21 protein-coding genes and 2 tRNA genes are annotated in these 20,142 nt (G+C 49.1%); 9 read left to right on the forward strand and 14 right to left on the reverse strand.

Annotated elements, in window-relative coordinates:
• The 9 genes from CFERDRAFT_RS04465 to rpsT all read right to left on the reverse strand — a co-directional run.
• The coding region (locus tag CFERDRAFT_RS04465) for a bifunctional nuclease family protein (protein WP_040433155.1) at positions 1-317 on the reverse strand (317 nt) is incomplete at its 3' end.
• Positions 318-397: 80 nt separating this feature from the next.
• Positions 398-1,384, reverse strand: coding sequence for an electron transfer flavoprotein subunit alpha/FixB family protein (locus CFERDRAFT_RS04470; protein ID WP_006366032.1), 987 nt, complete (start codon positions 1,382-1,384; stop codon positions 398-400).
• A 12-nt stretch (positions 1,385-1,396) separates the two neighbouring features.
• Positions 1,397-2,152, reverse strand: coding sequence for an electron transfer flavoprotein subunit beta/FixA family protein (locus CFERDRAFT_RS04475; protein ID WP_006366033.1), 756 nt, complete (start codon positions 2,150-2,152; stop codon positions 1,397-1,399).
• Between the two features lie 138 nt (positions 2,153-2,290).
• Positions 2,291-2,372 (reverse strand) — tRNA-Leu (locus tag CFERDRAFT_RS04480).
• 33 nt (positions 2,373-2,405) lie between these two features.
• Positions 2,406-2,478, reverse strand: a tRNA-Lys gene (locus CFERDRAFT_RS04485).
• A 281-nt stretch (positions 2,479-2,759) separates the two neighbouring features.
• Positions 2,760-4,049, reverse strand: coding sequence for a transcription termination factor Rho (rho, locus tag CFERDRAFT_RS04495; RefSeq protein ID WP_006366034.1), 1,290 nt, complete (start codon positions 4,047-4,049; stop codon positions 2,760-2,762).
• Positions 4,050-4,369: 320 nt separating this feature from the next.
• The gene (locus CFERDRAFT_RS04500; RefSeq protein WP_006366035.1) at positions 4,370-5,638 is read right to left on the reverse strand and encodes a bifunctional folylpolyglutamate synthase/dihydrofolate synthase; all 1,269 of its coding nucleotides are present in this window, start codon (positions 5,636-5,638) and stop codon (positions 4,370-4,372) included.
• Positions 5,639-5,647: 9 nt separating this feature from the next.
• Positions 5,648-6,250 (reverse strand): Holliday junction branch migration protein RuvA, encoded by a 603-nt coding sequence (gene ruvA / locus CFERDRAFT_RS04505; protein WP_006366036.1) that lies wholly within the window; start codon positions 6,248-6,250, stop codon positions 5,648-5,650.
• 118 nt (positions 6,251-6,368) lie between these two features.
• Positions 6,369-6,644 carry a 30S ribosomal protein S20 gene (gene rpsT, locus CFERDRAFT_RS04510; protein WP_006366037.1) on the reverse strand — a complete coding sequence of 92 codons (276 nt, stop codon included), beginning with the start codon at positions 6,642-6,644 and terminating at the stop codon, positions 6,369-6,371.
• Between the two features lie 403 nt (positions 6,645-7,047).
• On the opposite strand from rpsT, the gene glmM reads away from it, so the two are divergent.
• Positions 7,048-8,457, forward strand: coding sequence for a phosphoglucosamine mutase (gene glmM / locus CFERDRAFT_RS04520; RefSeq protein ID WP_006366038.1), 1,410 nt, complete (start codon positions 7,048-7,050; stop codon positions 8,455-8,457).
• A gap of 9 nt (positions 8,458-8,466) precedes the next feature.
• The gene (locus CFERDRAFT_RS04525; protein ID WP_006366039.1) at positions 8,467-10,323 is read left to right on the forward strand and encodes an ABC transporter ATP-binding protein; all 1,857 of its coding nucleotides are present in this window, start codon (positions 8,467-8,469) and stop codon (positions 10,321-10,323) included.
• Between the two features lie 137 nt (positions 10,324-10,460).
• On the opposite strand, the gene CFERDRAFT_RS04530 is transcribed toward CFERDRAFT_RS04525, so the two are convergent.
• On the reverse strand, positions 10,461-11,729 hold the full coding sequence (locus CFERDRAFT_RS04530) for an ABC transporter permease (protein ID WP_006366040.1): 1,269 nt from the start codon (positions 11,727-11,729) through the stop codon (positions 10,461-10,463).
• A 184-nt stretch (positions 11,730-11,913) separates the two neighbouring features.
• Here CFERDRAFT_RS04530 and fni point away from each other — a divergent pair, with 184 nt between their 5' ends.
• The 7 genes from fni (at position 11,914) to CFERDRAFT_RS04565 (ending at position 17,680) form a co-directional block, all read left to right on the forward strand.
• Positions 11,914-12,987, forward strand: a complete 1,074-nt coding sequence (gene fni, locus CFERDRAFT_RS04535; protein WP_006366041.1) for a type 2 isopentenyl-diphosphate Delta-isomerase — start codon at positions 11,914-11,916, stop codon at positions 12,985-12,987.
• 11 nt (positions 12,988-12,998) lie between these two features.
• The gene (locus CFERDRAFT_RS04540; RefSeq protein ID WP_040433199.1) at positions 12,999-13,997 is read left to right on the forward strand and encodes a polyprenyl synthetase family protein; all 999 of its coding nucleotides are present in this window, start codon (positions 12,999-13,001) and stop codon (positions 13,995-13,997) included.
• A gap of 30 nt (positions 13,998-14,027) precedes the next feature.
• Positions 14,028-15,155, forward strand: coding sequence for a DNA-processing protein DprA (gene dprA, locus CFERDRAFT_RS04545; RefSeq protein ID WP_006366043.1), 1,128 nt, complete (start codon positions 14,028-14,030; stop codon positions 15,153-15,155).
• 246 nt (positions 15,156-15,401) lie between these two features.
• Positions 15,402-15,944 carry an OmpH family outer membrane protein gene (locus CFERDRAFT_RS04550; protein ID WP_006366044.1) on the forward strand — a complete coding sequence of 181 codons (543 nt, stop codon included), beginning with the start codon at positions 15,402-15,404 and terminating at the stop codon, positions 15,942-15,944.
• A gap of 9 nt (positions 15,945-15,953) precedes the next feature.
• Positions 15,954-16,505: an LPS export ABC transporter periplasmic protein LptC gene (gene lptC, locus CFERDRAFT_RS04555; RefSeq protein WP_232209757.1), complete on the forward strand. Its 552-nt coding sequence runs from the start codon at positions 15,954-15,956 to the stop codon at positions 16,503-16,505.
• Positions 16,506-16,521: 16 nt separating this feature from the next.
• Positions 16,522-16,908: an aspartate 1-decarboxylase gene (gene panD, locus CFERDRAFT_RS04560; protein WP_006366046.1), complete on the forward strand. Its 387-nt coding sequence runs from the start codon at positions 16,522-16,524 to the stop codon at positions 16,906-16,908.
• Positions 16,909-16,939: 31 nt separating this feature from the next.
• Positions 16,940-17,680, forward strand: coding sequence for a sugar phosphate nucleotidyltransferase (locus tag CFERDRAFT_RS04565; protein ID WP_006366047.1), 741 nt, complete (start codon positions 16,940-16,942; stop codon positions 17,678-17,680).
• Positions 17,681-17,810: 130 nt separating this feature from the next.
• Here the strand turns inward: CFERDRAFT_RS04565 and CFERDRAFT_RS04570 are convergent, their stop codons facing one another.
• Genes CFERDRAFT_RS04570 through CFERDRAFT_RS04585 form a run of 4 tightly spaced genes read right to left on the reverse strand, consistent with a single transcriptional unit; the run spans position 17,811 to position 20,129 of the window.
• Positions 17,811-18,308 carry a VOC family protein gene (locus CFERDRAFT_RS04570; protein ID WP_006366048.1) on the reverse strand — a complete coding sequence of 166 codons (498 nt, stop codon included), beginning with the start codon at positions 18,306-18,308 and terminating at the stop codon, positions 17,811-17,813.
• The gene (locus CFERDRAFT_RS04575; RefSeq protein ID WP_006366049.1) at positions 18,286-18,639 is read right to left on the reverse strand and encodes a DNA-directed RNA polymerase subunit omega; all 354 of its coding nucleotides are present in this window, start codon (positions 18,637-18,639) and stop codon (positions 18,286-18,288) included. The genes CFERDRAFT_RS04570 and CFERDRAFT_RS04575 overlap by 23 nt, the downstream gene beginning before the upstream one ends.
• 19 nt (positions 18,640-18,658) lie before the next feature.
• Positions 18,659-19,237, reverse strand: a complete 579-nt coding sequence (gene gmk, locus CFERDRAFT_RS04580; protein ID WP_006366050.1) for a guanylate kinase — start codon at positions 19,235-19,237, stop codon at positions 18,659-18,661.
• 4 nt (positions 19,238-19,241) lie between these two features.
• Complete coding sequence (locus tag CFERDRAFT_RS04585; RefSeq protein ID WP_006366051.1) at positions 19,242-20,129, reverse strand: YicC/YloC family endoribonuclease; 888 nt, start codon at positions 20,127-20,129, stop codon at positions 19,242-19,244.
• Positions 20,130-20,142: the final 13 nt, after the last annotated feature.

Genomic DNA, 20,142 nt, shown 5'->3' on the forward strand with positions numbered 1-20,142 from the left:
CGGGCGTCGATTTCATGCACTTCACCATTTACCTCACAGACAACCTTGGCATAAAAGGTTTCATTATGCAGCTCATCAATAATGATTTCATTGACGTGCAGATGAAATGCATCGGCTATATTTTTGAAAAGATCGTGAGTAAAGGGACGCGGGGGTTTTATGTTTTCAAGTTTCAGTGCAATGGCCTGTGCTTCAAACCCGCCAATAATAATTGGAAGCTTGCGCTTTCCCTCCAACTCATAAAGAATGAGGGCATATGCTCCATTGGTATGGGGACTGGTAGAAAGTCCGAGAATATCTACCTGAAGTTTACGCATCGGCTTACAAAAGATATTTTACGTTATACCCGCAAATGAAAAGCGTATCCGGGTATTTATTAACCATAAGGTACAGTTAATCATTTCTTCTTCAAAAATTCCTTTAGCGCTTCGATCAGTTTTGGAAGCACAAGATGCACATCACCCACAATACCAAAATCTGCAACCTGAAAAATTGATGCATCCGGATCACTGTTTATTGCCACAACAATTCCTGCTGAAGCGATCCCTGCAAGATGCTGGGGAGCACCGGAGACTCCACAGGCAAAATAGAGTTGCGGCGCAACCGTTTTGCCTGTCTGACCTATCTGCTCAGCATGAGGTCGCCACCCTTCATCAACAGCAAATCGGCTCGCGCCGACTGCTCCGCCAAGAAGAGCTGCAAGCTCTTCAAGCAGGGCAAAGCCCGCGCTGCTCCCCATTCCTCTGCCTCCGGCAACAATTATACCAGCTTCGGCAATATCAAGGCTGTTCTGGCGAAGAACGATCCTGCGAACTTCAGCAAGAAGGTTATCGCTGCTGTGGTGATACTGCGCTGTCGGCATCACCTGAACGGTGCCGTCGGCAGAAGAGCGGATGACCATTCCCCGCGAAGGCGAAAGAGTATAGATACTGATATTTCGTTGCGGTGAGAACGAAGCTGTGGCCAAACCCGAATAAACCGGACGAAAAGAACCGTCAGGATACCCCTGCCGGTTGAAAAGAAGATCTCCCGAGAGCAGTGAAGCCTTAAGCAAGACTGAAAGTCGAGGAGCCAGATCCCTGCTTAGAGATGAATCGGCAAAAAAGAGTGCGGAAATACTCTCCTGCTTGACCAGCGAGGTAACAAGGCGGGTATAGGATTCCTGCTGGTAAGGGCGGAGACGCTCTTCATTTGCATGATAAACAACCCCGTCTCCGGCAAGGAGATCGCCAATCCGCTGCCTGTCCACCGGACCGGCAAGAAGACCGGTCACTATTGCGCCCGCAGATAAAGCCGCGATCTCCTGAACCCTGTTCCATGCATCAATAGAGGATTTTTTCAGAACCCCCTCCCTTTGCTCCAGAAACACCAGAAATTTTGTCATGGTAACGGTTTATTAATCGCCCGGAAAAAGAGAACACTCATTGGAGAGGAGCAGTACCAGATCCTTTTCATCCTCTGCAAATCGGCATACTTTTTTCCGCTCAAGAGCTTTAAGGTCACTCATGAGAACCAGAGGAGCCCCATCGACCGATACAGTTAATAGATCTATCGGCTTTTTCCTGGCCTCCATGACGGCTTTGACCGTTGTTTTCCGGGGTTGATTCAACCCTTTTTCCGCACTGATCACGGCAGGATAGTGAAGCTCAATCTGCTCAACCCCCCCCTCAATCTCCCGCTCAAGATGCAGATACTCACCCGAAAGATTCAGCGAGGTAACGCCACTTACCGAGACAATACCCATCAATGCTCCGAGCATTGATGGAACCTGTGCACTCTGAAAGTCGGTAGAGCTTTTCCCGCAAAAAACAAGGTCGGGTATAATCCCTTCATAAAATTCCATCAGCGCACTCTTCAGTTGCAGGGCTCTCAGATAGGGATCAGAGGGTTCAGTTGCACTCACGAGAACTGCCCGGTCGGCTCCCAATGCAAGCGCTTTTCGCAGCATATCTTTTGCCGACAAAGGAGCAACAGTGAAGACGGTTACCAAACTCCCGGCAATATGCTCTTTAAGGCACACCGCTTCCTCAAGGGCATACTCGTCGTATGGATTCATAACCTCGTTGATTCTCGAACGGTCTAATGCTCCGTCAGCAAAGCCGATAACCGACGCACTATCAGGCACCTGACAGAGACATACAGCAATATTCATGTTGGGTTCCCTTGATTCCTGACTGTTAGAACAGAACGATCTCCCTTGAGATGGTTCTGTATAGACAAAATAAGAGCGAAGGAGAAGAAAAAAATGCAAAAAAAAAGCCGCGAAAACGCGGCTTTAATGATTAACAAGTGCCCGAGAGGAGATTCGAACTCCTACACCTTTCGGCGCTACCCCCTCAAGATAGTGTGTCTACCAGTTTCACCACTCGGGCTTGTCAAAATCCAAAAATAACAATACACATCAGTGAGAATAGAAGGACTCGAACCTTCGACCCTCTGCTTAAAAGGCAGATGCTCTACCGACTGAGCTATATTCTCAACCAATAACAAAAGTACAGACGTACCTGAACTTATTTGTTCTGGTATCTCAAGCGCTTCTTGTGCCGGTTCTTACGGCGCATCTTTTTGCGCTTGTGTACCGCCATTTTATGACGTTTTCTTTTTTTTCCGCAGGGCATGTAGTAAATGTCTTTCCACTTGTTTTAAAGGCAGATAATATAGGAAGTTTTCTCAAAAGCGCAAATACAAATTCATCCTTAAACAGTATTTCATTTTTAATAATGGTGTTGCAAACGATCCCGTCCGGCTTGAGAGCACAATCATGCATTCATGTATTTGAAAAAGTCCTTGTTGTCCTTTGTATCGGCCATTTTCTCTCGCATGAACTCCATGCATTCGATCGGATTCTTGTCGGCAAGATATTTTCTGAGCAGCCATGTTCTGGATAGCTCTTCCTGTGAAAAGAGCAGCTCCTCCTTGCGGGTACCGGAACGGAGAATATCAATCGAAGGAAATATCCGCCGTTCGGAAAGACGGCGATCAAGCAGCAGCTCCATATTACCGGTACCCTTGAACTCCTCAAAGATAACATCATCCATACGCGAACCGGTATCAACAAGTGCTGTAGCAATAATAGTAAGACTGCCCCCCTCCTCAATATTACGGGCTGCACCGAAAAAGCGCTTGGGCTTGGTAAGAGCATTGGCATCAATACCACCTGAGAGAATTTTTCCTGAGTGTGGAATGATGGTATTATGAGCCCGTGCCAGCCTGGTAATGGAGTCGAGCAGCACCACAACATCCCGGCCAACCTCTACAAGCCGCTTGGCCTTCTCCAGCACCATATCAGCCACAAGGACGTGGCGTTCAGGATCCTCGTCAAACGTTGAACTGACGACCTCTGCAGGCACACTGCGTGCCATATCGGTCACCTCCTCAGGACGTTCATCAATGAGCAGCACAATAAGGTAGACCTCGGGATGATTTTTGATAATCGCATTGGCAATCATCTGCAGGAGCATGGTCTTACCGGTTTTCGGCTGTGCGACAATCAAACCTCTCTGCCCCTTGCCTATCGGTGTGAAAATATCCATAATCCGCCCGCAGTATTCCGACTGCTTGGTTTCAAGCTTGAGCCGTTCGCGGGGAAAAAGTGGGGTGAGGTTTTCAAAATAGGGACGCTCCCGTGTGATTTCGGGATCATTGCCGTCTATGGTGTTGATCTTCAGCAGTGCAAAGAAGCGCTCACCCTCTTTCGGCGCCCGGACCTGGCCGGATACCGTATCACCGGTACGCATGTTGAAGCGCTTGATTTGCGAAGGAGAGACATATATATCATCAGGAGAGGAGAGGTAGTTGTAGTTGGCTGAGCGTAAAAAACCGTACCCTTCCGGGATAACCTGGAGAACACCGGTATTGACCATGACATTGCCACTTTCAGAATCGCTGTTTTTCTGCGACTGGGCTTCGATAATCTTGAAAATCAGCTCCTCCTTCCGCAACCCTGCCGCCGTAACGCCAATCTCTTTGGCTAAAGCATGCAGCTCAAAAACTTTCTTTTTCTGGAGCATATTGATGTCCAGACCTTTAAAAACCGGATTGTTCGACATTGTAATGGGATTCAACGCTTGTTATTCAAAAAAATAAACAGGAAAAGATGAGGATAGCCCGTTATATCCGGACGGCATATCCACAATCATGGTCAAAACCACGCATCTTCGACGGGAGTTAACTTTAACGCGTTTTCATGCAACATGAAAGCAGGGAAAAAGAAGATGACAGGGGAAGACTTTCTATAATTGAAAACGGGATAATCACAACAAGGAATTATGAAACGGATGTCTCTCTTGGGTAAATGAAGCATTTATGTGGCTTGACTAAAATATAAAACTTTTTCCGTAAAAAAACTCTCTTCAAACCGCAGCACGCTTCAGTAACCTGAAGCAATGATCTCTCCGGCAAGATAAAATGATCCGGTCACAAGAATCAGGTCATCGGGTTTCGAATACTCCCTCAGATACCCGAGCGCCTCACTTCCTGTTTTAAACACCGTTGCCTCATTGCCCGCATCAAAGCATAACCGGGCAAGTTGTTCAGCGGGAACACTGCGTTCCGAGGGAATATTGACCGGATAAAAATCGCAGTCAAGACGGGCAAGCTCCCTGATAACCGAAACGGCATCCTTGTCCGAAGCCAGACCAAGAATAACGTGTACAGCCCGGTATTCGCTCCGGAAATCAGCTATGGCATTGACCGTCTGGCGCATGCCATCGGAATTGTGCGATACATCAAGGAGCACGGCGGGATACACTCCTATCTTCTCCAGTCTTGCCCGGTAACCGGTCCGTACAAGCTGCTCAAGACCTGCATAGATATATTCCGGTGCAACACCTGCGTCCTCAGCAACCATCACTGCAAGAGCAACATTGGACGCATGAAACGATCCGCTCAGGGGCGCTTTAAGAGCCGGATAATACCCTGAAGCTGTCCGGAGGTCGAGCTGAAGCGCTCCTGCTTCGGCACAGAGAACACTCCAGACCGCATCCTGACCTGCGACAAAGAGTGATACTTCATGCAATCCAGCCACCCAGGATATCGGCTGAAAAGCTTCCGGATCGGAAACTGCAGTATAAACCCTGCACCCTTTCTTTATTATGGCCGCTTTTTCCTCCGCAATCAGTGCGCGGGTCTCTCCAAGCCAATCGGTATGATCCAGCCCGATACTTGTAATAACGGCATAGGCTGGATCCAGGATATTGGTGGCATCAAGCCTCCCCCCCATGCCTGTCTCGATAATGGAAACATCAACCTTTTCATCAGCAAACCAGGCAAAGGCTATCGCTGTTGTCGCTTCAAAAAAGGTGTAAGGAGTACCGGCCGCTCTCTGTTTGAGCTGTGAACAGTAACAGGCCACCCGCTCTCCGGGAATCGGTTCTCCGTTGATGCGCATTCTTTCACTGAAATCAACAAGATGAGGAGAGGTGTAGAGTGCGGTTTTTTTGCCGGAAGCCTGAAATATTGATGCTAGAGCGGCGGCAACGGTCCCTTTTCCATTCGTACCGGCAATATGAATCACCAGACCGAGACCTCTTTCGGGAGAACCAAGGTGATCAAGCAGCGCGCGCACAACGTCAAGACCCGGCTTTATGCCGAACCGGTGAAGCGGGTAGAGAAAATCAAGCGCGTCCTGATAGGTCACCGTTATCTGCTAACTGTTATGAATTGAAACAAGAGCTGATTTGATTACCTCCTCAACACTGAGAGCTGAATTTTTTTCAAGAATGGAGTCCACAGCTTTCTGTACCGTAACTCTGGAGAAACCGAGAGTCACAAGGGCATTGATTGCATCATCCCTCATCCGGGAGGAGAGCTGTGCTGACGGTGCCGCAATAGTGCCGGCAGGAGAAAGTTTCAGGATTTTATCCCGCAATTCAAGAATTATGCGGGCGGCGGTCTTTTTGCCCACACCGGTGATTCCGTAAAGCCGTTCAGGAGTGTTCGCGAGGATGGCGTCATAAACTTCCGCAACCTGCAGGCCGGAAAGAACCGCAAGAGCAAGCTTTGGCCCCACACCGGAAGTCAGTATAAGCAGGCGGAACATCTGCCGCTCGGCTTCCGTAATAAAACCATAAAGCTGATGAGCATCCTCTCTGACCGAGAGATGGGAATAAAGCAATACTTCACTGCCCGTTTCAGGCAGCTGTCGGCTGGTGCTCGCGGAGATAAGAAACCGGTAGGCAATCCCGGAAACCTCTACAACCGCCTCTTCCGGCAGGAGTGAGACAAGCCTGCCACGAAAATATGCAAACATGAGAGAAGGAATGGAAACCCGGACTGAAAACCGCTCACAGAGTGTCTGTTACGGATTTTTCAGGCCGGATGTCAGAGAATGAAGATCAGTATTGAACCGGAAAGCAGGCATGAAAAGCTTACTCGGCCTTGCCGTAACTGTTCAAAAGACGAGTCAGCTGAGACTTCTTTCTGGATGCTTTATTGGCATGGATATAGTTCTTGACGCCAAGACGATCGAGTTTCTGAACAGCCGAACGATAGGCGACTTCAACTTCCGCCTTGTCTGCACGGGTATCAATCAGTTTCTGCATATTTTTGACAAGAACTTTAAGCTCTTTTTTCCTTGCTCTGTTCCTGGCATTTCTTCTTTCTGACTGCCGCAGTCTTTTTTCAGCCGATTTGTGTAAAGGCATATACGGTTGCTGTTAGGATATAAAATTTTTCAAAAGCCTCCTTGCTTCAATAACAAAGGGCATATAATATAGAAGAAAGGAGCAAATAATCAAAAGAGTATCAAGAAATCCTGAAAAAGCCTCGCCACTCCCTTCCGGTTTCAGTACAAGCCGACCCCGGTGCATGCCTGCTCCATTCCGGCAAGGAACGGCATTCAGAACTCGGACCTTTTTCCTTATATTGCGCCAGATCTTTTTCAATTCAGGTCACCGCTATAAATTGTCATGAGCGGTTCGAGTGCGAGGCGGACGGAGCGCAGAAACCGGAATGTACAACGCAGTACATGAGGATTTTGAGCACCGTCAAACGAAGCAATCGAATCGCGGAATAGATTTATAGCCGTGACCTTCAATAGTGATTCTTATGAGCCTCATGATCAGCGTTTCCGGCATACGCGGTATAGTCGGTGAAAGCCTTACCCCAAAAAATCTTACCGCTTTTGCCATGGCCTTTGCCTCATGGATTCTTCGCCGTAAGGATGACCGGACAAAACGTCCGAGGATAGTCATCGGCAGGGATACCCGGCCTACAGGCAAGGCTATCGGTGATCTTGTCAGCAATGTTCTGGTGCTTTGCGGCTGTGACGTTATCGACCTTGATATCGCAACAACACCAACGGTAGAGATTGCCGTCACCTCCGAATGTGCCGACGGAGGGCTGATCATTACCGCATCCCATAATCCTGTTGCCTGGAATGCATTGAAAATGCTCAACCACCTTGGCGAGTTTCTGACTGCCACGGAGGTTGACGAGCTGCTTGCAATAGCAGACAGAGAGCAGTTCTGCCCGGCCGGATGGGATCATATCGGCGCCATCACCCATGATGATCGCTATGACGACCTGCACATCGAAAAGATTCTGCAACTTTCTTTTGTTGATACAGCAGCAATAGCAAAAGAGCAGTTCCGGGTACTTGTGGACTGTGTTGAAGGTGCCGGTTATGCCGTTGTGCCTAAGCTGTGCAGAAAGCTCGGCATGGAGCATATCGTTCCGGTTGCCTGCGGCGGCAGCGGCCTCTTCCCCCGCAATCCTGAACCGATTGAGGAGAATCTTTCGGCAACCATCGCCGGACTCAAAGAGAGCGGATGCGATTTTGCAATTGTTGTTGATCCGGATGTCGACCGGCTCGCACTCATCTGTGAAGACGGGACCCTGTTCGGCGAGGAGTATACCCTTGTGGCCTGCGCAGACTTTTATCTTAAAAAGCACAGCGGCGCTGTGGCAAACAACCTCTCCAGCAGCCGTGCACTGAGAGATATTGCCGGAAGATACGGCGTCGAATGCTACAGCGCAAAAGTCGGAGAAGCCAACGTGATCGAGGTGATGAAAGAAAAATCAGTCGTTATCGGCGGAGAAGGCAACGGAGGAGTAATTCTTCCCGAACTGCACTACGGCCGGGATGCTCTTGTCGGCATAGCGCTCTTTGTACAGGCCTTCACCCACTGGCGCACAACAAACAGTAACGGCTCTCTTTCAGCCTTCAGAAAAGAGTTTCCCGATTATGTGATGTCGAAGCAGAAAACTACGCTCGGAAAAACTGACCGTTCATCGCTTGAGAATATTCTGACCGATATTGCCCTGCAATACCCTGAAGCTGAATCAAACGCTCTTGACGGGCTGAAACTTGATTTTGCCAGCAGCTGGGTGCATCTGCGTCCGTCGAACACAGAACCAATTATCCGTATCTATTCCGAAGCGCCGTCAAAAAAGGAGGCTGAAACGCTGGCTGATAAACTGAAAAGGGATATAGAGAAACGAACGCAGGGGCATTAATGAGCTGAAATGGCCGGAAACGGCCGGTATTTGGATGAAAAAATAATGAGTAAAGAGCAGAACAAAAGCTTCCGGACACAACAGGACGAAACACTTGGCATAGAGAAAAAAGGCTCGGTGGACAGCTATATTGTCTCCCGTCTCTTCGCCTATATCAAGCCATTTAAAACCCTTGTGGCCGCCTCTGTTGCAATTACCATTGCAGGCTCTTTCCTTGGTCCGCTTCGGCCCTATCTGACAAAAATCGCCATTGACGACCATATCGCCCGTGGCGATCTCAGGGGACTTGCCTTTATCAGCATCCTGCTTGCGGGAGCCATACTGCTTGACGGCATCAAGCAGTATATCACCACATGGTTAACCCAGATTATCGGCCAGAAGGCCGTATTCAACCTCCGGATGGATATTTTCACCCATCTGCAAAAACTGCCGGCACGGTTTTATGACCGCAATCCCATAGGACGACTGATCACAAGAACAACAAGTGATGTTGAATCGCTCAACGAGATGCTCTCAAGCGGTATTATCACGATTCTCGGCGATATCCTGCAGCTGTTTTTTATCGTTGTCCTGATGGTGTGGATAGATTGGCAGTTGACTCTTATTGTACTCACTGTTCTCCCCCTCATGCTCTATGCAACCATCCTGTTCAAAAACAGGGTACGGGTTGCGTTTCAGGATGTCAGGACCCATCTTGCCCGCCTTAACACCTTCTTTCAGGAGCATATTACCGGCATGAGCATTGTACAGCTCTTCAACCGCGAAGAACGGGAATATGAGAACTATGCCGCCATTAACCGCGATCACCGGGATGCAAACATCCGCACGGTTTTCTATTTCTCCATCTACTATCCGCTGATTGAAGTGCTGAGTGCTGCGGCGGCGGGTCTGGTGATATGGTACAGCGGCGTGCGCCTGCTCAAGGCTGACCTCACCATTGGAGTGGTTATCTCGTTTGTGCAGTATATATGGCTCTTTTTCCGCCCTCTTCAGCACCTTTCCGACCGGTTCAACGTTATTCAGACGGCGATTGCCGGATCCGACCGGATTTTCAGACTGCTTGATGAAAAGGAGGGGATTGAAAACCCTGCAGAAGTGCAACCCGTCTCAACCTTCAGGGAGAAAATAAGTTTCAGCAATGTCTGGTTCGCCTACGACGGCGATAACTGGATACTCAAGGATATCTCCTTCGACATCCGGCATGGCGAAAAAGTTGCCATTGTCGGGGCAACCGGGAGCGGGAAAACGTCAATTATCAATATTCTCTCCAAACTCTACCCTTTCAGCAAGGGCTCCATCACCATTGACGACATCCCTATCCGGAAAATCGAGGCGAGTTCACTGCGAAAACTTGTCGGGGTTGTCATGCAGGATGTCTTTCTCTTTTCCGGCACCATTCGCGAAAACCTCGCCTTCGGCAATCCCGATGTCTCCGACGAGGCCTTGCGGGAAGCCGCAAGAGTGGTTGGAGCAGACCGGTTTATCGAGCAGCTCCCCGGCGGCTACCAGTACAGGGTGCTTGAAAACGGCACCGGCCTCTCCTCCGGCCAGAAACAGTTGATCGCCTTCGTGCGGGCACTGCTCTACAATCCGGAAATTCTGGTGCTTGATGAAGCAACCAGCTCAGTTGATACGGAAACAGAGACGCTGATTGACGCAGCAACCGCGAAACTCATGAGTGAGCGTACCTCGATTATTATTGCCCACCGGCTCTCAACCGTGCAGAAAGCTGACCGGATAATCGTTCTGCACAAGGGCATGATCCGGGAAACCGGCAACCATCAGGAACTTCTGGCAAAACGGGGCCTCTACTACAAGCTCTACCTCCTGCAGCATCCCGAACAGACCACCCGAAAAGAGGTTTGAACGTTCACCGCTATCACTGCTTTATTCTTCAGCTCCGGAGGAGCGAAATATTGGTAGGCCGACGCAAGTCGGAATGAGGATTTCGAGCACCGCCCAACGCAGCAATCGAATCGCGCAACAGGTTAACAAAAATACCGTTACAAACTGCTGTCGCGAAGCACACTAACCGGCTCCAGCTTCGCCGCTCTTGCGGAAGGGAGAATAGCTGCAAGCGTACTGATAAGCACGGTCACCCCGATGACTATAAAAAAATATATGGGATTGTAGGACATACTGAAGCCTGTTTTGGTCAGAGGTCCCTGGGAGCTCTCAACAGGCAGGCTGGCAAAGAGATTGATAGAGCCTATGGCAAGAACACCCCCTGTCAGGGCACCGGCGAGGCCCACAATAAACCCTTCAAGAACGAACATGCTGACAAGCTGCAGGGCTGAAAATCCGAACGACTTCATGATGGCAATGTCACGACTCTTCTCAAAAACCGTAGTAACCAGAATATTGGCTACTCCGAAACCCGAGACAACGCCTACAAAGGCAACGAGAGAGAATACGATATAGCCGATACGTTTAAAGAGGGAGAGCACACTTTCATTTTCCTCCTGCCAGGTCAGGCAGCGGTAACCGGTTATCTTCTCCAGCTCTTTTGAAAGCCCTGCATTATTAAACGGATCGGCCACCTTTAAGGCTATACCCGATACCTTGTTAGCCGGAAGTCCCTCAATGATCTGACCAAGTTTAAGAGAGACAAGAACACCATTATCGACAGCATTGACGCCGGAAAAAAAGATACCGGCCACCTTGCACTGACGGCTCTTTCCTGAAGAGGGGATAATGACCACATCATCACCAAGCTGGAGATTCATATCCCTGGCAACCGTACGCCCCACCAAAAGAGCATTGGGTGTTTTTTCATAGAGGGTGATATCGCCGGAAGTCAGCTTTTTGCGAATTCCGCTGATGGCATCTTCCCTGTCAATCATGACTCCCTTGAGCAGAAGCGGCTGGTTACGACTCCCCTTTACAGCCATAACCTGCGACAGAACATAGGGAGAGGCGGCAACAATCCGTTTATTGTACTGGGGCAGGCTGAAAACACCGAGAATCTGGCCGTAATTGCGCACCTCATCACGCTCCAGCTTCTGGATATTATCTTCAACAATTGCAACAGAGGACTCCTTCTGACCGGCAAGTATATTGACCGGCACCGGGTTCATCTTCTCCCCCTTGACGGTGATATGGGGTGCAACATTGACAATGGTTTCAATAAAGGAGTCAAGCAGACCGCGCGTAAGGGAGTTGGTCGTGATCAGCACCATGGTGCTCACCGCAACTCCGAATATGGTTGTAAGTGTCTGCCGCCGCCGCCCGAGCAGATGCCTTACAGCTATATCGAACAATGTTTTAAACATGGTAAACCCGCATGATAAGAGTGTAGCGAACAGCAATAAAGAGTCGTGTGGCCTGCTGCTTTGAATCAGGCATTGGTGTGCCTCCTGATAATTTCTTTAGGTGCCAATAAGTTATGGGATATTTTTATTAAGTTATACCATTAAAATCCGGCATCATAAAAGAAAGCAAGCTATCGAAAAGCGCATGAGCCAAACAGCAGGCAATATAACAATTGAGCGCAAGCACAGCCACGTGGAGATCTGCCTGCATGGCGATATTGCCTTCAGCGGCAAAACCACCGGTTTTGAGCACTACGAATTTGAGCACAATGCCGTGCCTGAACTCTCGTTTGCCGATATCAGCCTCTCAACAACGTTCCTTGGCCGCACAATAGCAGCTCCGCTCATGATCTCCTCCATGACGGGAGGATACAGTGAAGCGACATATCTGAACCAGCGCCTTGCCGAAACGGCAGAGCAGTTCAGAATTCCTCTCGGTGTCGGAAGCATGCGTCAGGCACTTGAAAACAGTTCACACCGTGAAAGCTTTGCCATAGTCAGAAAGTACGCACCATCAATACAGATTTTTGCCAATATCGGCGCACCGGAGATCGCCAAAGGGCTTACGGATAGCGATATCAGCATCATGCTTGATCTCCTTGAAGCCGATGGACTCATTGTACACTTCAATGCCGCACAGGAGCTTTTTCAGCCTGAAGGCAATACTGATTTCCGCCATGTGCTTGATCATCTGAGCACACTAACGGCCAGAATCCCTGTTCCTGTAATTGCCAAAGAGGTCGGGAGCGGTATTTCGGGCGCGGCTGCAACTCAGCTTTTCGAGGCCGGCGTCAAGGCTGTTGATGTCGCAGGCGCAGGGGGAACCAGCTGGCAGAAAGTTGAAGAGATCCGTTATACACGCCAGTTCGGCACTGAGAGCCGTTTCAGCACCCCTGCGCTTGAAGAGCTGCTGAACTGGGGAATACCAACAGCTCAATGCCTGAAAGAGATCGCGGCCCTGAAAATATCGAACAAAATTTTCAGCACCGTAGAGCTCATCTCTTCAGGTGGTATAAAGAGCGGAATGGATATTGCAAAATCGCTGGCGCTTGGCGCAAATCTCGGAGCATCGGCAGGCCATCTGCTGAAAGCGCTCCATGAAGGAGTACTTGAACTGACCATTGAATCATGGCTGAACGATCTCAGGGCCGTCATGTTTCTCACCGGAGCAGCTACTATCGAGGAGCTCCGGAGCAAAAGCCTTATCGTAAAACAATGACCGACTTCACCATGAATATACCCGTTACACAGGAACTTGTCGAGAAAAAGTACCGGCTCTACCACACCAAAATCAATGATGCTCTCGGAACATGTTTTGAAAAACAATCTCCGGTAACACTCTATGAGCCAGCCAGGTATATTCTGGAAGGAAAGGGAAAAAGAATCCGCCCGTTCCTGACTCTCCTTGCTTCTGAAGCCGTCTCCGGCTCTTCTGAAAATGCCCTCAATGTTGCTCTTGCTGTTGAGGTTCTGCATAATTTCACCCTGATGCATGATGATATCATGGATCAGGCCGACCTTCGCCATGGCAGACCGACTGTTCACCTTGAATGGAACGTCAATGCGGCGATACTCTCCGGAGACATGATGATTGCCTACGCCTACGAGCTGGCACTTCAGGCGAAAAGCAGCCGTCACGCCGAACTGGTTCACATTCTCAATGATGCCAATATCACAATCTGTGAAGGACAGGCTCTCGATATGGAGCTCGAAGAGAAAAAAGATGCAACAATTGCCGACTACCTTGACATGATTGCCAAGAAAACAGGGCGCCTGATCTCAGCCGCGCTTGAAGCCGGAGGTGTTGCCGGAAATGCTACGGATGAACAGCTCAGAAGCCTGGTGCTCTTTGGTGAAAAAATCGGCCGGGCATTTCAGATTCAGGATGACTATCTCGATATCATGGCTGACGACGGTAAATCAGGCAAGATTGCCGGCGGCGATGTTATGAACGGCAAAAAGACCTATCTTCTCCTCCGCTCGCTTGAACTGACCTCAGGCAGGGAACATGATCTCCTTCACTCCATCTTCATGAATAAAGGGATCAGTGCCGACAGGGTACCGGAAGTAAAAGCCATCTATGAGCGGTGCGGTGTACTTGAGGAGACTGTAGCACTCATCAACTCGATTACCGAAGAGGCTCTCTCAGCCATTGACTCGCTCCCCTATGCCGAAGGAAGAGAGTACCTTAAAGGATTTTCAAACATTCTCATGAAGAGGGATTTCTGAGTTTCCCGCTTCTTTCAACGGAAGCGCACCATGGAAAAGAGCATGTTGCTTCTGGCTCTGACCCTTATTCCGGGAATCGGACCATCAAGGATCAAGGCACTCATCAACCACCTGCCGGACATCAACGATGTGCTGCAGGCTGATGTTGAAGCGTTGAAAACGATACCGGGCATAGGAGAACCTCTTGCACGTCAGATTCATGATTATCTCGCTCACTCCGAAACAAGAGCTGCTGCTCTGAACGCAGCAGAGGAGCAGATTGCTGCCCTGCATCGCTTCAATGCAAAACTGCTTACCATTCTTGACCCTGACTATCCTCCCCTTCTGAAGGAGATCTACGACCCGCCGCCATGCCTCTTCATCCGGGGAACACTGCCGGATCCACACACGCCCGGCATTGCCGTTGTAGGCACAAGAAAGGCCTCTGCATACGGCAAAGAGTGTACCGAAAAGCTCTGCCAGGGGCTGGCATCTCTCGGCGCGGTCATTTTCAGCGGTATGGCTTACGGTATTGATATGACGGCACATCTGGCGGCCCTGAAACATGGGGGGACAACGGTAGCCGTTCTTGCCAGTGGTGTTGACACCATCTACACCGATCCACAGGGTAAAGTATGGCCTAAAATAGTTGAGCATGGCGCGCTCATCTCCGAAGAGTGGATCGGTTCATCACTCTCTCCGGGAAAATTCCCGAAAAGAAACCGTATCATATCAGGCATCTCTGCCGGGACTCTGGTGACAGAATCAGATCTGAAAGGAGGCGCACTGATTACTGCCGCAAATGCTCTTGAGCAGAACCGGGAGGTTTTCGCCGTACCCGGAAGTATTTTCTCACGGAGCTCAAGAGGAACAAACCGGCTGATCCAGCAGGGACAGGCAAAAGCCGTCATGAGTGTTGAAGATATCATTACGGAACTCTGGCCGCACTTTGCAAACACACTCACGGAAACCGCCGCTCTCCCGCCTGACAATCTCTATCTGAAGCTGAATGACCATGAACGGACTATATTGGAACGAATGACGAGAGAGCCGGTACATATCGATACCCTGGCGGCAGAAACGGGAATGGATATCTCATTGCTGCTTGTACATCTTTTTGAACTCGAATTGAAATCCGCGATCATGCAGATGCCTGAACAGTTTTTCCGAAAAATATAGCAATCGGCCAATTATACAGAAAACCTGAAACTCCTCAGAGCCCCGCCCCTGCTCTCTTCCTGGCCTGTCAGCCATCCACATCCCGTCATCTTGTGACAGATCCATCACAATATCGGCAAGCATGCGGGCTTATCAGCTTTTTATAGTATTTTATCGTGGAATTATTACCTTTGAATGTATAATTTTGTCCTGTTACACGTTATACAATTTCGGCTCATAAACATGATAACCTAAACCTTGAAATTGATGAATCATTCAGGAGGATTTATAAACGTTTCCCGCCGGGCCATGGTTACGGCGGCATTGTCCCTTATGCTCATTGCTCCTTCCTCGCTCCAGGCTGCGCAGGATACCGGCAAGGTTGGTGTTGTTGATTTCGGAAAACTCATCCAGCAGTTGCCTGAAACCAAACAGGCTGAAACCACCCTGCAGGCTACGGCAGCCCCTCTCCAGAAAGAGCTTGCCCGCTTGAATGCAGAGTATCAGAAATCAGTCGTGGCTTACCGTCAGCTCCCGGCTGCTACAACCAAAGCGGCGAGAGATCAGAAAGAGCAGGAGGTAAACAGCAAGGCTCAGGCACTCCAGAAGTACCAGCAGGAGCAGGGTGGAGTTGTTGAAAGAAAGCAGCAGGAGCTCCTGACTCCGATTCGTGAAAAGGTACTCTCCGCAGTCAAGGCAATTGCCCAGCAGGACGGATTTACCCTGGTGATTGATAAAGGCGCCCAGGTCTACGGCACCCCTGATCATGATCTGACGTTCAAGGTAATGAACCAGTTGAATATCAAGTAATGATCCACTGTGTTCGATAAGTCCATCGTTCTTTTTCTGCTGGCTCTTCTGTTCGTCATGACGGGATGCGGCGCTTCTCAAAAGGAGCGTCGCTCTCCGGAGACCCGCTTTATAGGTATCAATCATCCCGTTCAGGAAAGCTGGACGGCGAGGCTTGCTATTACCGATTCGGGTACCAGGACGGGCGTTATTGAAGCCGGGCACGGTGCGATATACAGAACAAACACCGGAGATGAACATCATCTTGACGGGGGAATCAGGGTTACCTTCTTTGACGTCAACGGCCTACCCTCGACGTCAATAACAGCCGAAAAAGCTGTTATTCATGATAATCAGGATATTGAAGCTTCCGGTAATGTGGTCATTACCTCCGCCGTGACAACGGTTATAAGAACCGAGTATGTCAAACGGACAGCCAAAGACCGTATGATCCGCTCAGACAAGTTTGTAACGATAACAAGGCCCGGAGAGACCATACGGGGATATGGTTTTGAAAGCGATCAGGGGTTAAAGAAGTACCGCATTTTCAAGGGAAGCGGCGAAGCATTTATACAACAATAATGAAGTCAATCTGTTCATGAAATTACATGTATTGAAATCAAAAATCCACAACGCTATTGTAACCAGTGGTGATCTCGAATATGAAGGAAGCATCACCATTGACAATGAACTGCTTGAGATGGTAGATATGATCCCCAATGAAAAAGTGCTTGTGGTCAACAATAATAACGGTGAACGGTTTGAAACCTATATCATCAAGGGTGAACATGGCTCCAGGGTGATTCAGCTCAACGGAGCCGCTGCACGCTGTGCACTTGCAGGCGATGAGATCATTATCATGACCTTCGCGGTCATGGACGAAGATGAGGCTCGAAACTATAAACCAATGGTTCTTATTGTCGACAGAGAGAATAACCCCAAAAGCCGTCACCGCGTCGGCGAAAAGAGTGAACCGTTATCGTAGCTCCCCCTTACTCCAATAGTTTATAATATTTATGGGACTTGCAGTAATCATCATGGCGGCCGGAAAAGGTACGCGCATGCATTCAGACCTTCCAAAAGTGCTGCATAGAGCAAATGGAAAGCCGCTTGTTGAGTATGTTCTCGACACAGCAAACGCACTTGACCCGGAAAAAGTCGTACTCATTGTTGGCCATCAGGCGGAACAGGTAAAACAAGCGACTGCCGGCTACGCTCTCATTGCTGCTCTTCAGAAACCTCAGCTCGGAACAGGTCATGCCGTTATGCAGGCCAAAGAGGCTCTGAGGAATTTTGACGGTGAGGTACTCATCCTCTCCGGAGATGCGCCTCTTGTCACACTCCGGTCGCTTCAGCAACTGATAGCGTTTCACCGCAGCCGGAGTGCAGTCGCTACCGTGCTGACGGCTGATCTTGCCGATCCTTCGGGCTACGGCAGAGTCATCCGGCACAACAAAAGCGACATCGTGCTGAAAATTGTTGAACACAAGGATGCTACTGAAGAGGAACGCGCCGTGAGTGAAATCAACTCCGGTATCTATCTCTTTGATGCAGCGGTACTGTTTACGGCACTTGGAGAGATCACCACCAATAATGCCCAGCATGAGTACTATCTCACCGATGTATTCAGCATCTGTTTTAAAAGCGGCAAACGGGTTTGTGCCTTCAAAACCGGAAATCCGGATGAGATACTTGGAATCAATACCCCTGAACAGCTGAAAGAAGCTGAAGCAATACTGCTGAATCAGCAAGCCTGATTGTTGAACGAAATGGTGAACGTGCTTTTGGCTAAAGCGTCTTGATTCTTTTATAGGTACTATAGGTCGTACAAGACCTATGAAAGAATAAGAGCACAGGGAGAGAGGAGTGTTTACCTGCAGAAATGGTTTATTTCCTTGAACGGCGGGGCTTTTGAAGGTCTTTTTCCTCCGAAACTTTCGGGCGACTTCCACTTGCAAGCGCACCGGGAGTGGAGACATCAATATCAGGACTCTCTTTCTGGATTCCGGCTTCATGCATGGAGTAGAACTCCACAAGATTTCCGTCCGGATCCATGACAAAAAAAGCCCTCCCCTCACGTCGATGGGCGGGTCGGGTCACGAGATGTACACCGCTATCGTCAAGATAGCGTGCAGCAGCATCGACTTCAGCATCGGAGGAGAGCCTGAAACCGAAATGGTCAACCCTGATATCACGCGCTTCGGGAGATCCCGGGGTTTCGGCTTTTACCAGTACCAGAAGGTCAGAGTTGATACGCAGATAAGAGATATTCGCTCCAACCCGGTGGTCAAGCTTGAAACCAAGAATACCTCCATAAAATGCTTCGGCAAGACGCAGGTCATTGACGCGAAGGGTAATCTGATTAATCCCCGTCAGTTTCATCATCTTCTTCTACTTGAACAGGCTTTTTCTCGGCAGTTTTCTCCAGGGTATAATCATATTTGTGTTCGAAATACTCCGCAACTGCTTTATGCGAGGCCTTTTCACGGACTTCAAACTCAAGACTGATAGCGATCTGTTCAGGAAATATCTTGTCCGATTCAGACTCACTGCTCGGGTTGCGGATCATCTCCTTGTAAGGGAGCAGCTTGTCTTCAAGATCAGCGCGCTCTTCATCATGTATTTTTTTAGCTCTTTTCGAAATCGCAACTACCGTCTCGTACAAATTCGAGTGCGCACTTCTCAGCTTGTTCAAATCAACAGGTTTCACCGACATTGCACTATAATTATGACGTTTATAAAAGAAATTTTCTGACTTTTTCCGTGACCGTCTCCACGGTCAGATCAAGATTGTCGTTTACAATCACCGCATCAAATCGCTCCGCATACTCAAGTTCAAGACGGGCACGCTCAAGGCGCAATTTCAGACTCTCTTCATCTTCACTCTCCCGCCCTTTGAGTCTGGCTTCCAGTATCTCCATACTCGGCGGCTTGAAAAAAATCAATAACGAGTTTTCAGGAAAGAGCCGCTTGAGATTCAGTGCGCCTTTGACGTCAAGATCAAGAAGAAGATGGCTGCCGCTCTCAATAACCTCACGGGTTTTATCAAGCAGGGTCCCGTAATGGTTTCCGAAAAAAAACTCATGTTCAATAAATCCACCGCTGCGGATCTTCTCCTCAAAATCTTTTCTGCTCAGGAAATAATAGTTAATCCCCTCTACTTCACCAACCCTCTTCTCGCGGGTTGTAGCGGATACCGAAAATCTGATATCAGGAATCCGCTCCAGCAAATGTTTGGCAATTGTTGACTTGCCGGTACCGGATGGTGCTGAAAAAACAATCAGTTTCCCTTGCCGTTTCCGCTCTTCAACCATAACATCACTCTATATTTTGCAGTTGCTCCCTGACTTTTTCAAGTTCTTCCTTTATTCGAACCATTTTCTGGGATATTTCCGCATTCTGGGATTTCGAAGCGATGGTATTGGCTTCACGAAGCTGCTCCTGAAGAAGAAAGTTCAATTTTCTTCCTGTGCCGCTTTCATCATTTCCCAGCTCTTCAAGAAAAAACTTGTTATGACTGGCGAATCTGGTCAACTCTTCGGTAATATCAAGCTTGTCGGCAGCAAGAACCAGCTCCATTTCAAGTCGATCCCTGCTGTATGCCAGATCCTTTGAGGCGATTACCTCTACTTTTGCCGCCAGTCTTTTTCTGACCGCTTCAAGGTTTTCTGCCGAAAGCGTGGAAACAAGAGCGAGTGTCTGTTCAATCTCCGCAATGCGTACACTGAAGTCAACCATAAGCTCCTCCCCTTCCCTTCGGCGCATCGCCTTGAGACGATCTATGGCCTCCTGGAGCAGTTTTTTTGCGACAGGCCAGAGCTTTTCGATCTGGTCAAGTGAAGTTGTACCGTTATCGAATACTTCCGGGAAACGGAGCAGATGCTCAAGTGTAACCGGTGTAGTGAGCTGGGCTTCTCTCTGAAGGGTCTCAAGCAGTCCCTTGTAGGCTTTGACCTTTGAAGCGTTGACACTGACAGCTATAGGCTGCTCTTCATCAAGCTGAACCTGAATAAACGCGGATATTTTCCCCCTTTGAAAATGGGCCCGTATCATTTCGCGGACTTCAAGTTCAAACGAGAGTAACTGACGGGGAAGCTTTACACTGATTTCTGCAAACCGGTTATTGACTGAGCGCAGCTCAACAAGCGTGCGAACACCGTTTTCAACTGACTCCGCACTGCCATATCCGGTCATACTTTCCAACATAGGCTTCCCTGCT

The organism is Chlorobium ferrooxidans DSM 13031 (assembly GCF_000168715.1).
Classification (GTDB): domain Bacteria; phylum Bacteroidota; class Chlorobiia; order Chlorobiales; family Chlorobiaceae; genus Chlorobium; species Chlorobium ferrooxidans.

Coding starts and splice junctions, on each gene's coding strand:
- CFERDRAFT_RS04470 (WP_006366032.1), bottom strand. CDS start 1,384: ATGACAAAATTTCTGGTGTTTCTGGAGCAAAGGGAGGGGGTTCTGAAA.
- CFERDRAFT_RS04475 (WP_006366033.1), bottom strand. CDS start 2,152: ATGAATATTGCTGTATGTCTCTGTCAGGTGCCTGATAGTGCGTCGGTT.
- rho (WP_006366034.1), bottom strand. CDS start 4,049: ATGTCGAACAATCCGGTTTTTAAAGGTCTGGACATCAATATGCTCCAG.
- ruvA (WP_006366036.1), bottom strand. CDS start 6,250: ATGTTTGCATATTTTCGTGGCAGGCTTGTCTCACTCCTGCCGGAAGAG.
- rpsT (WP_006366037.1), bottom strand. CDS start 6,644: ATGCCTTTACACAAATCGGCTGAAAAAAGACTGCGGCAGTCAGAAAGA.
- glmM (WP_006366038.1), top strand. CDS start 7,048: ATGAGCCTCATGATCAGCGTTTCCGGCATACGCGGTATAGTCGGTGAA.
- CFERDRAFT_RS04525 (WP_006366039.1), top strand. CDS start 8,467: ATGGCCGGAAACGGCCGGTATTTGGATGAAAAAATAATGAGTAAAGAG.
- CFERDRAFT_RS04530 (WP_006366040.1), bottom strand. CDS start 11,729: ATGTTTAAAACATTGTTCGATATAGCTGTAAGGCATCTGCTCGGGCGG.
- fni (WP_006366041.1), top strand. CDS start 11,914: ATGAGCCAAACAGCAGGCAATATAACAATTGAGCGCAAGCACAGCCAC.
- CFERDRAFT_RS04540 (WP_040433199.1), top strand. CDS start 12,999: ATGAATATACCCGTTACACAGGAACTTGTCGAGAAAAAGTACCGGCTC.
- dprA (WP_006366043.1), top strand. CDS start 14,028: ATGGAAAAGAGCATGTTGCTTCTGGCTCTGACCCTTATTCCGGGAATC.
- CFERDRAFT_RS04550 (WP_006366044.1), top strand. CDS start 15,402: ATGAATCATTCAGGAGGATTTATAAACGTTTCCCGCCGGGCCATGGTT.
- panD (WP_006366046.1), top strand. CDS start 16,522: ATGAAATTACATGTATTGAAATCAAAAATCCACAACGCTATTGTAACC.
- CFERDRAFT_RS04565 (WP_006366047.1), top strand. CDS start 16,940: ATGGGACTTGCAGTAATCATCATGGCGGCCGGAAAAGGTACGCGCATG.
- CFERDRAFT_RS04570 (WP_006366048.1), bottom strand. CDS start 18,308: ATGATGAAACTGACGGGGATTAATCAGATTACCCTTCGCGTCAATGAC.
- CFERDRAFT_RS04575 (WP_006366049.1), bottom strand. CDS start 18,639: ATGTCGGTGAAACCTGTTGATTTGAACAAGCTGAGAAGTGCGCACTCG.
- gmk (WP_006366050.1), bottom strand. CDS start 19,237: ATGGTTGAAGAGCGGAAACGGCAAGGGAAACTGATTGTTTTTTCAGCA.
- CFERDRAFT_RS04585 (WP_006366051.1), bottom strand. CDS start 20,129: ATGTTGGAAAGTATGACCGGATATGGCAGTGCGGAGTCAGTTGAAAAC.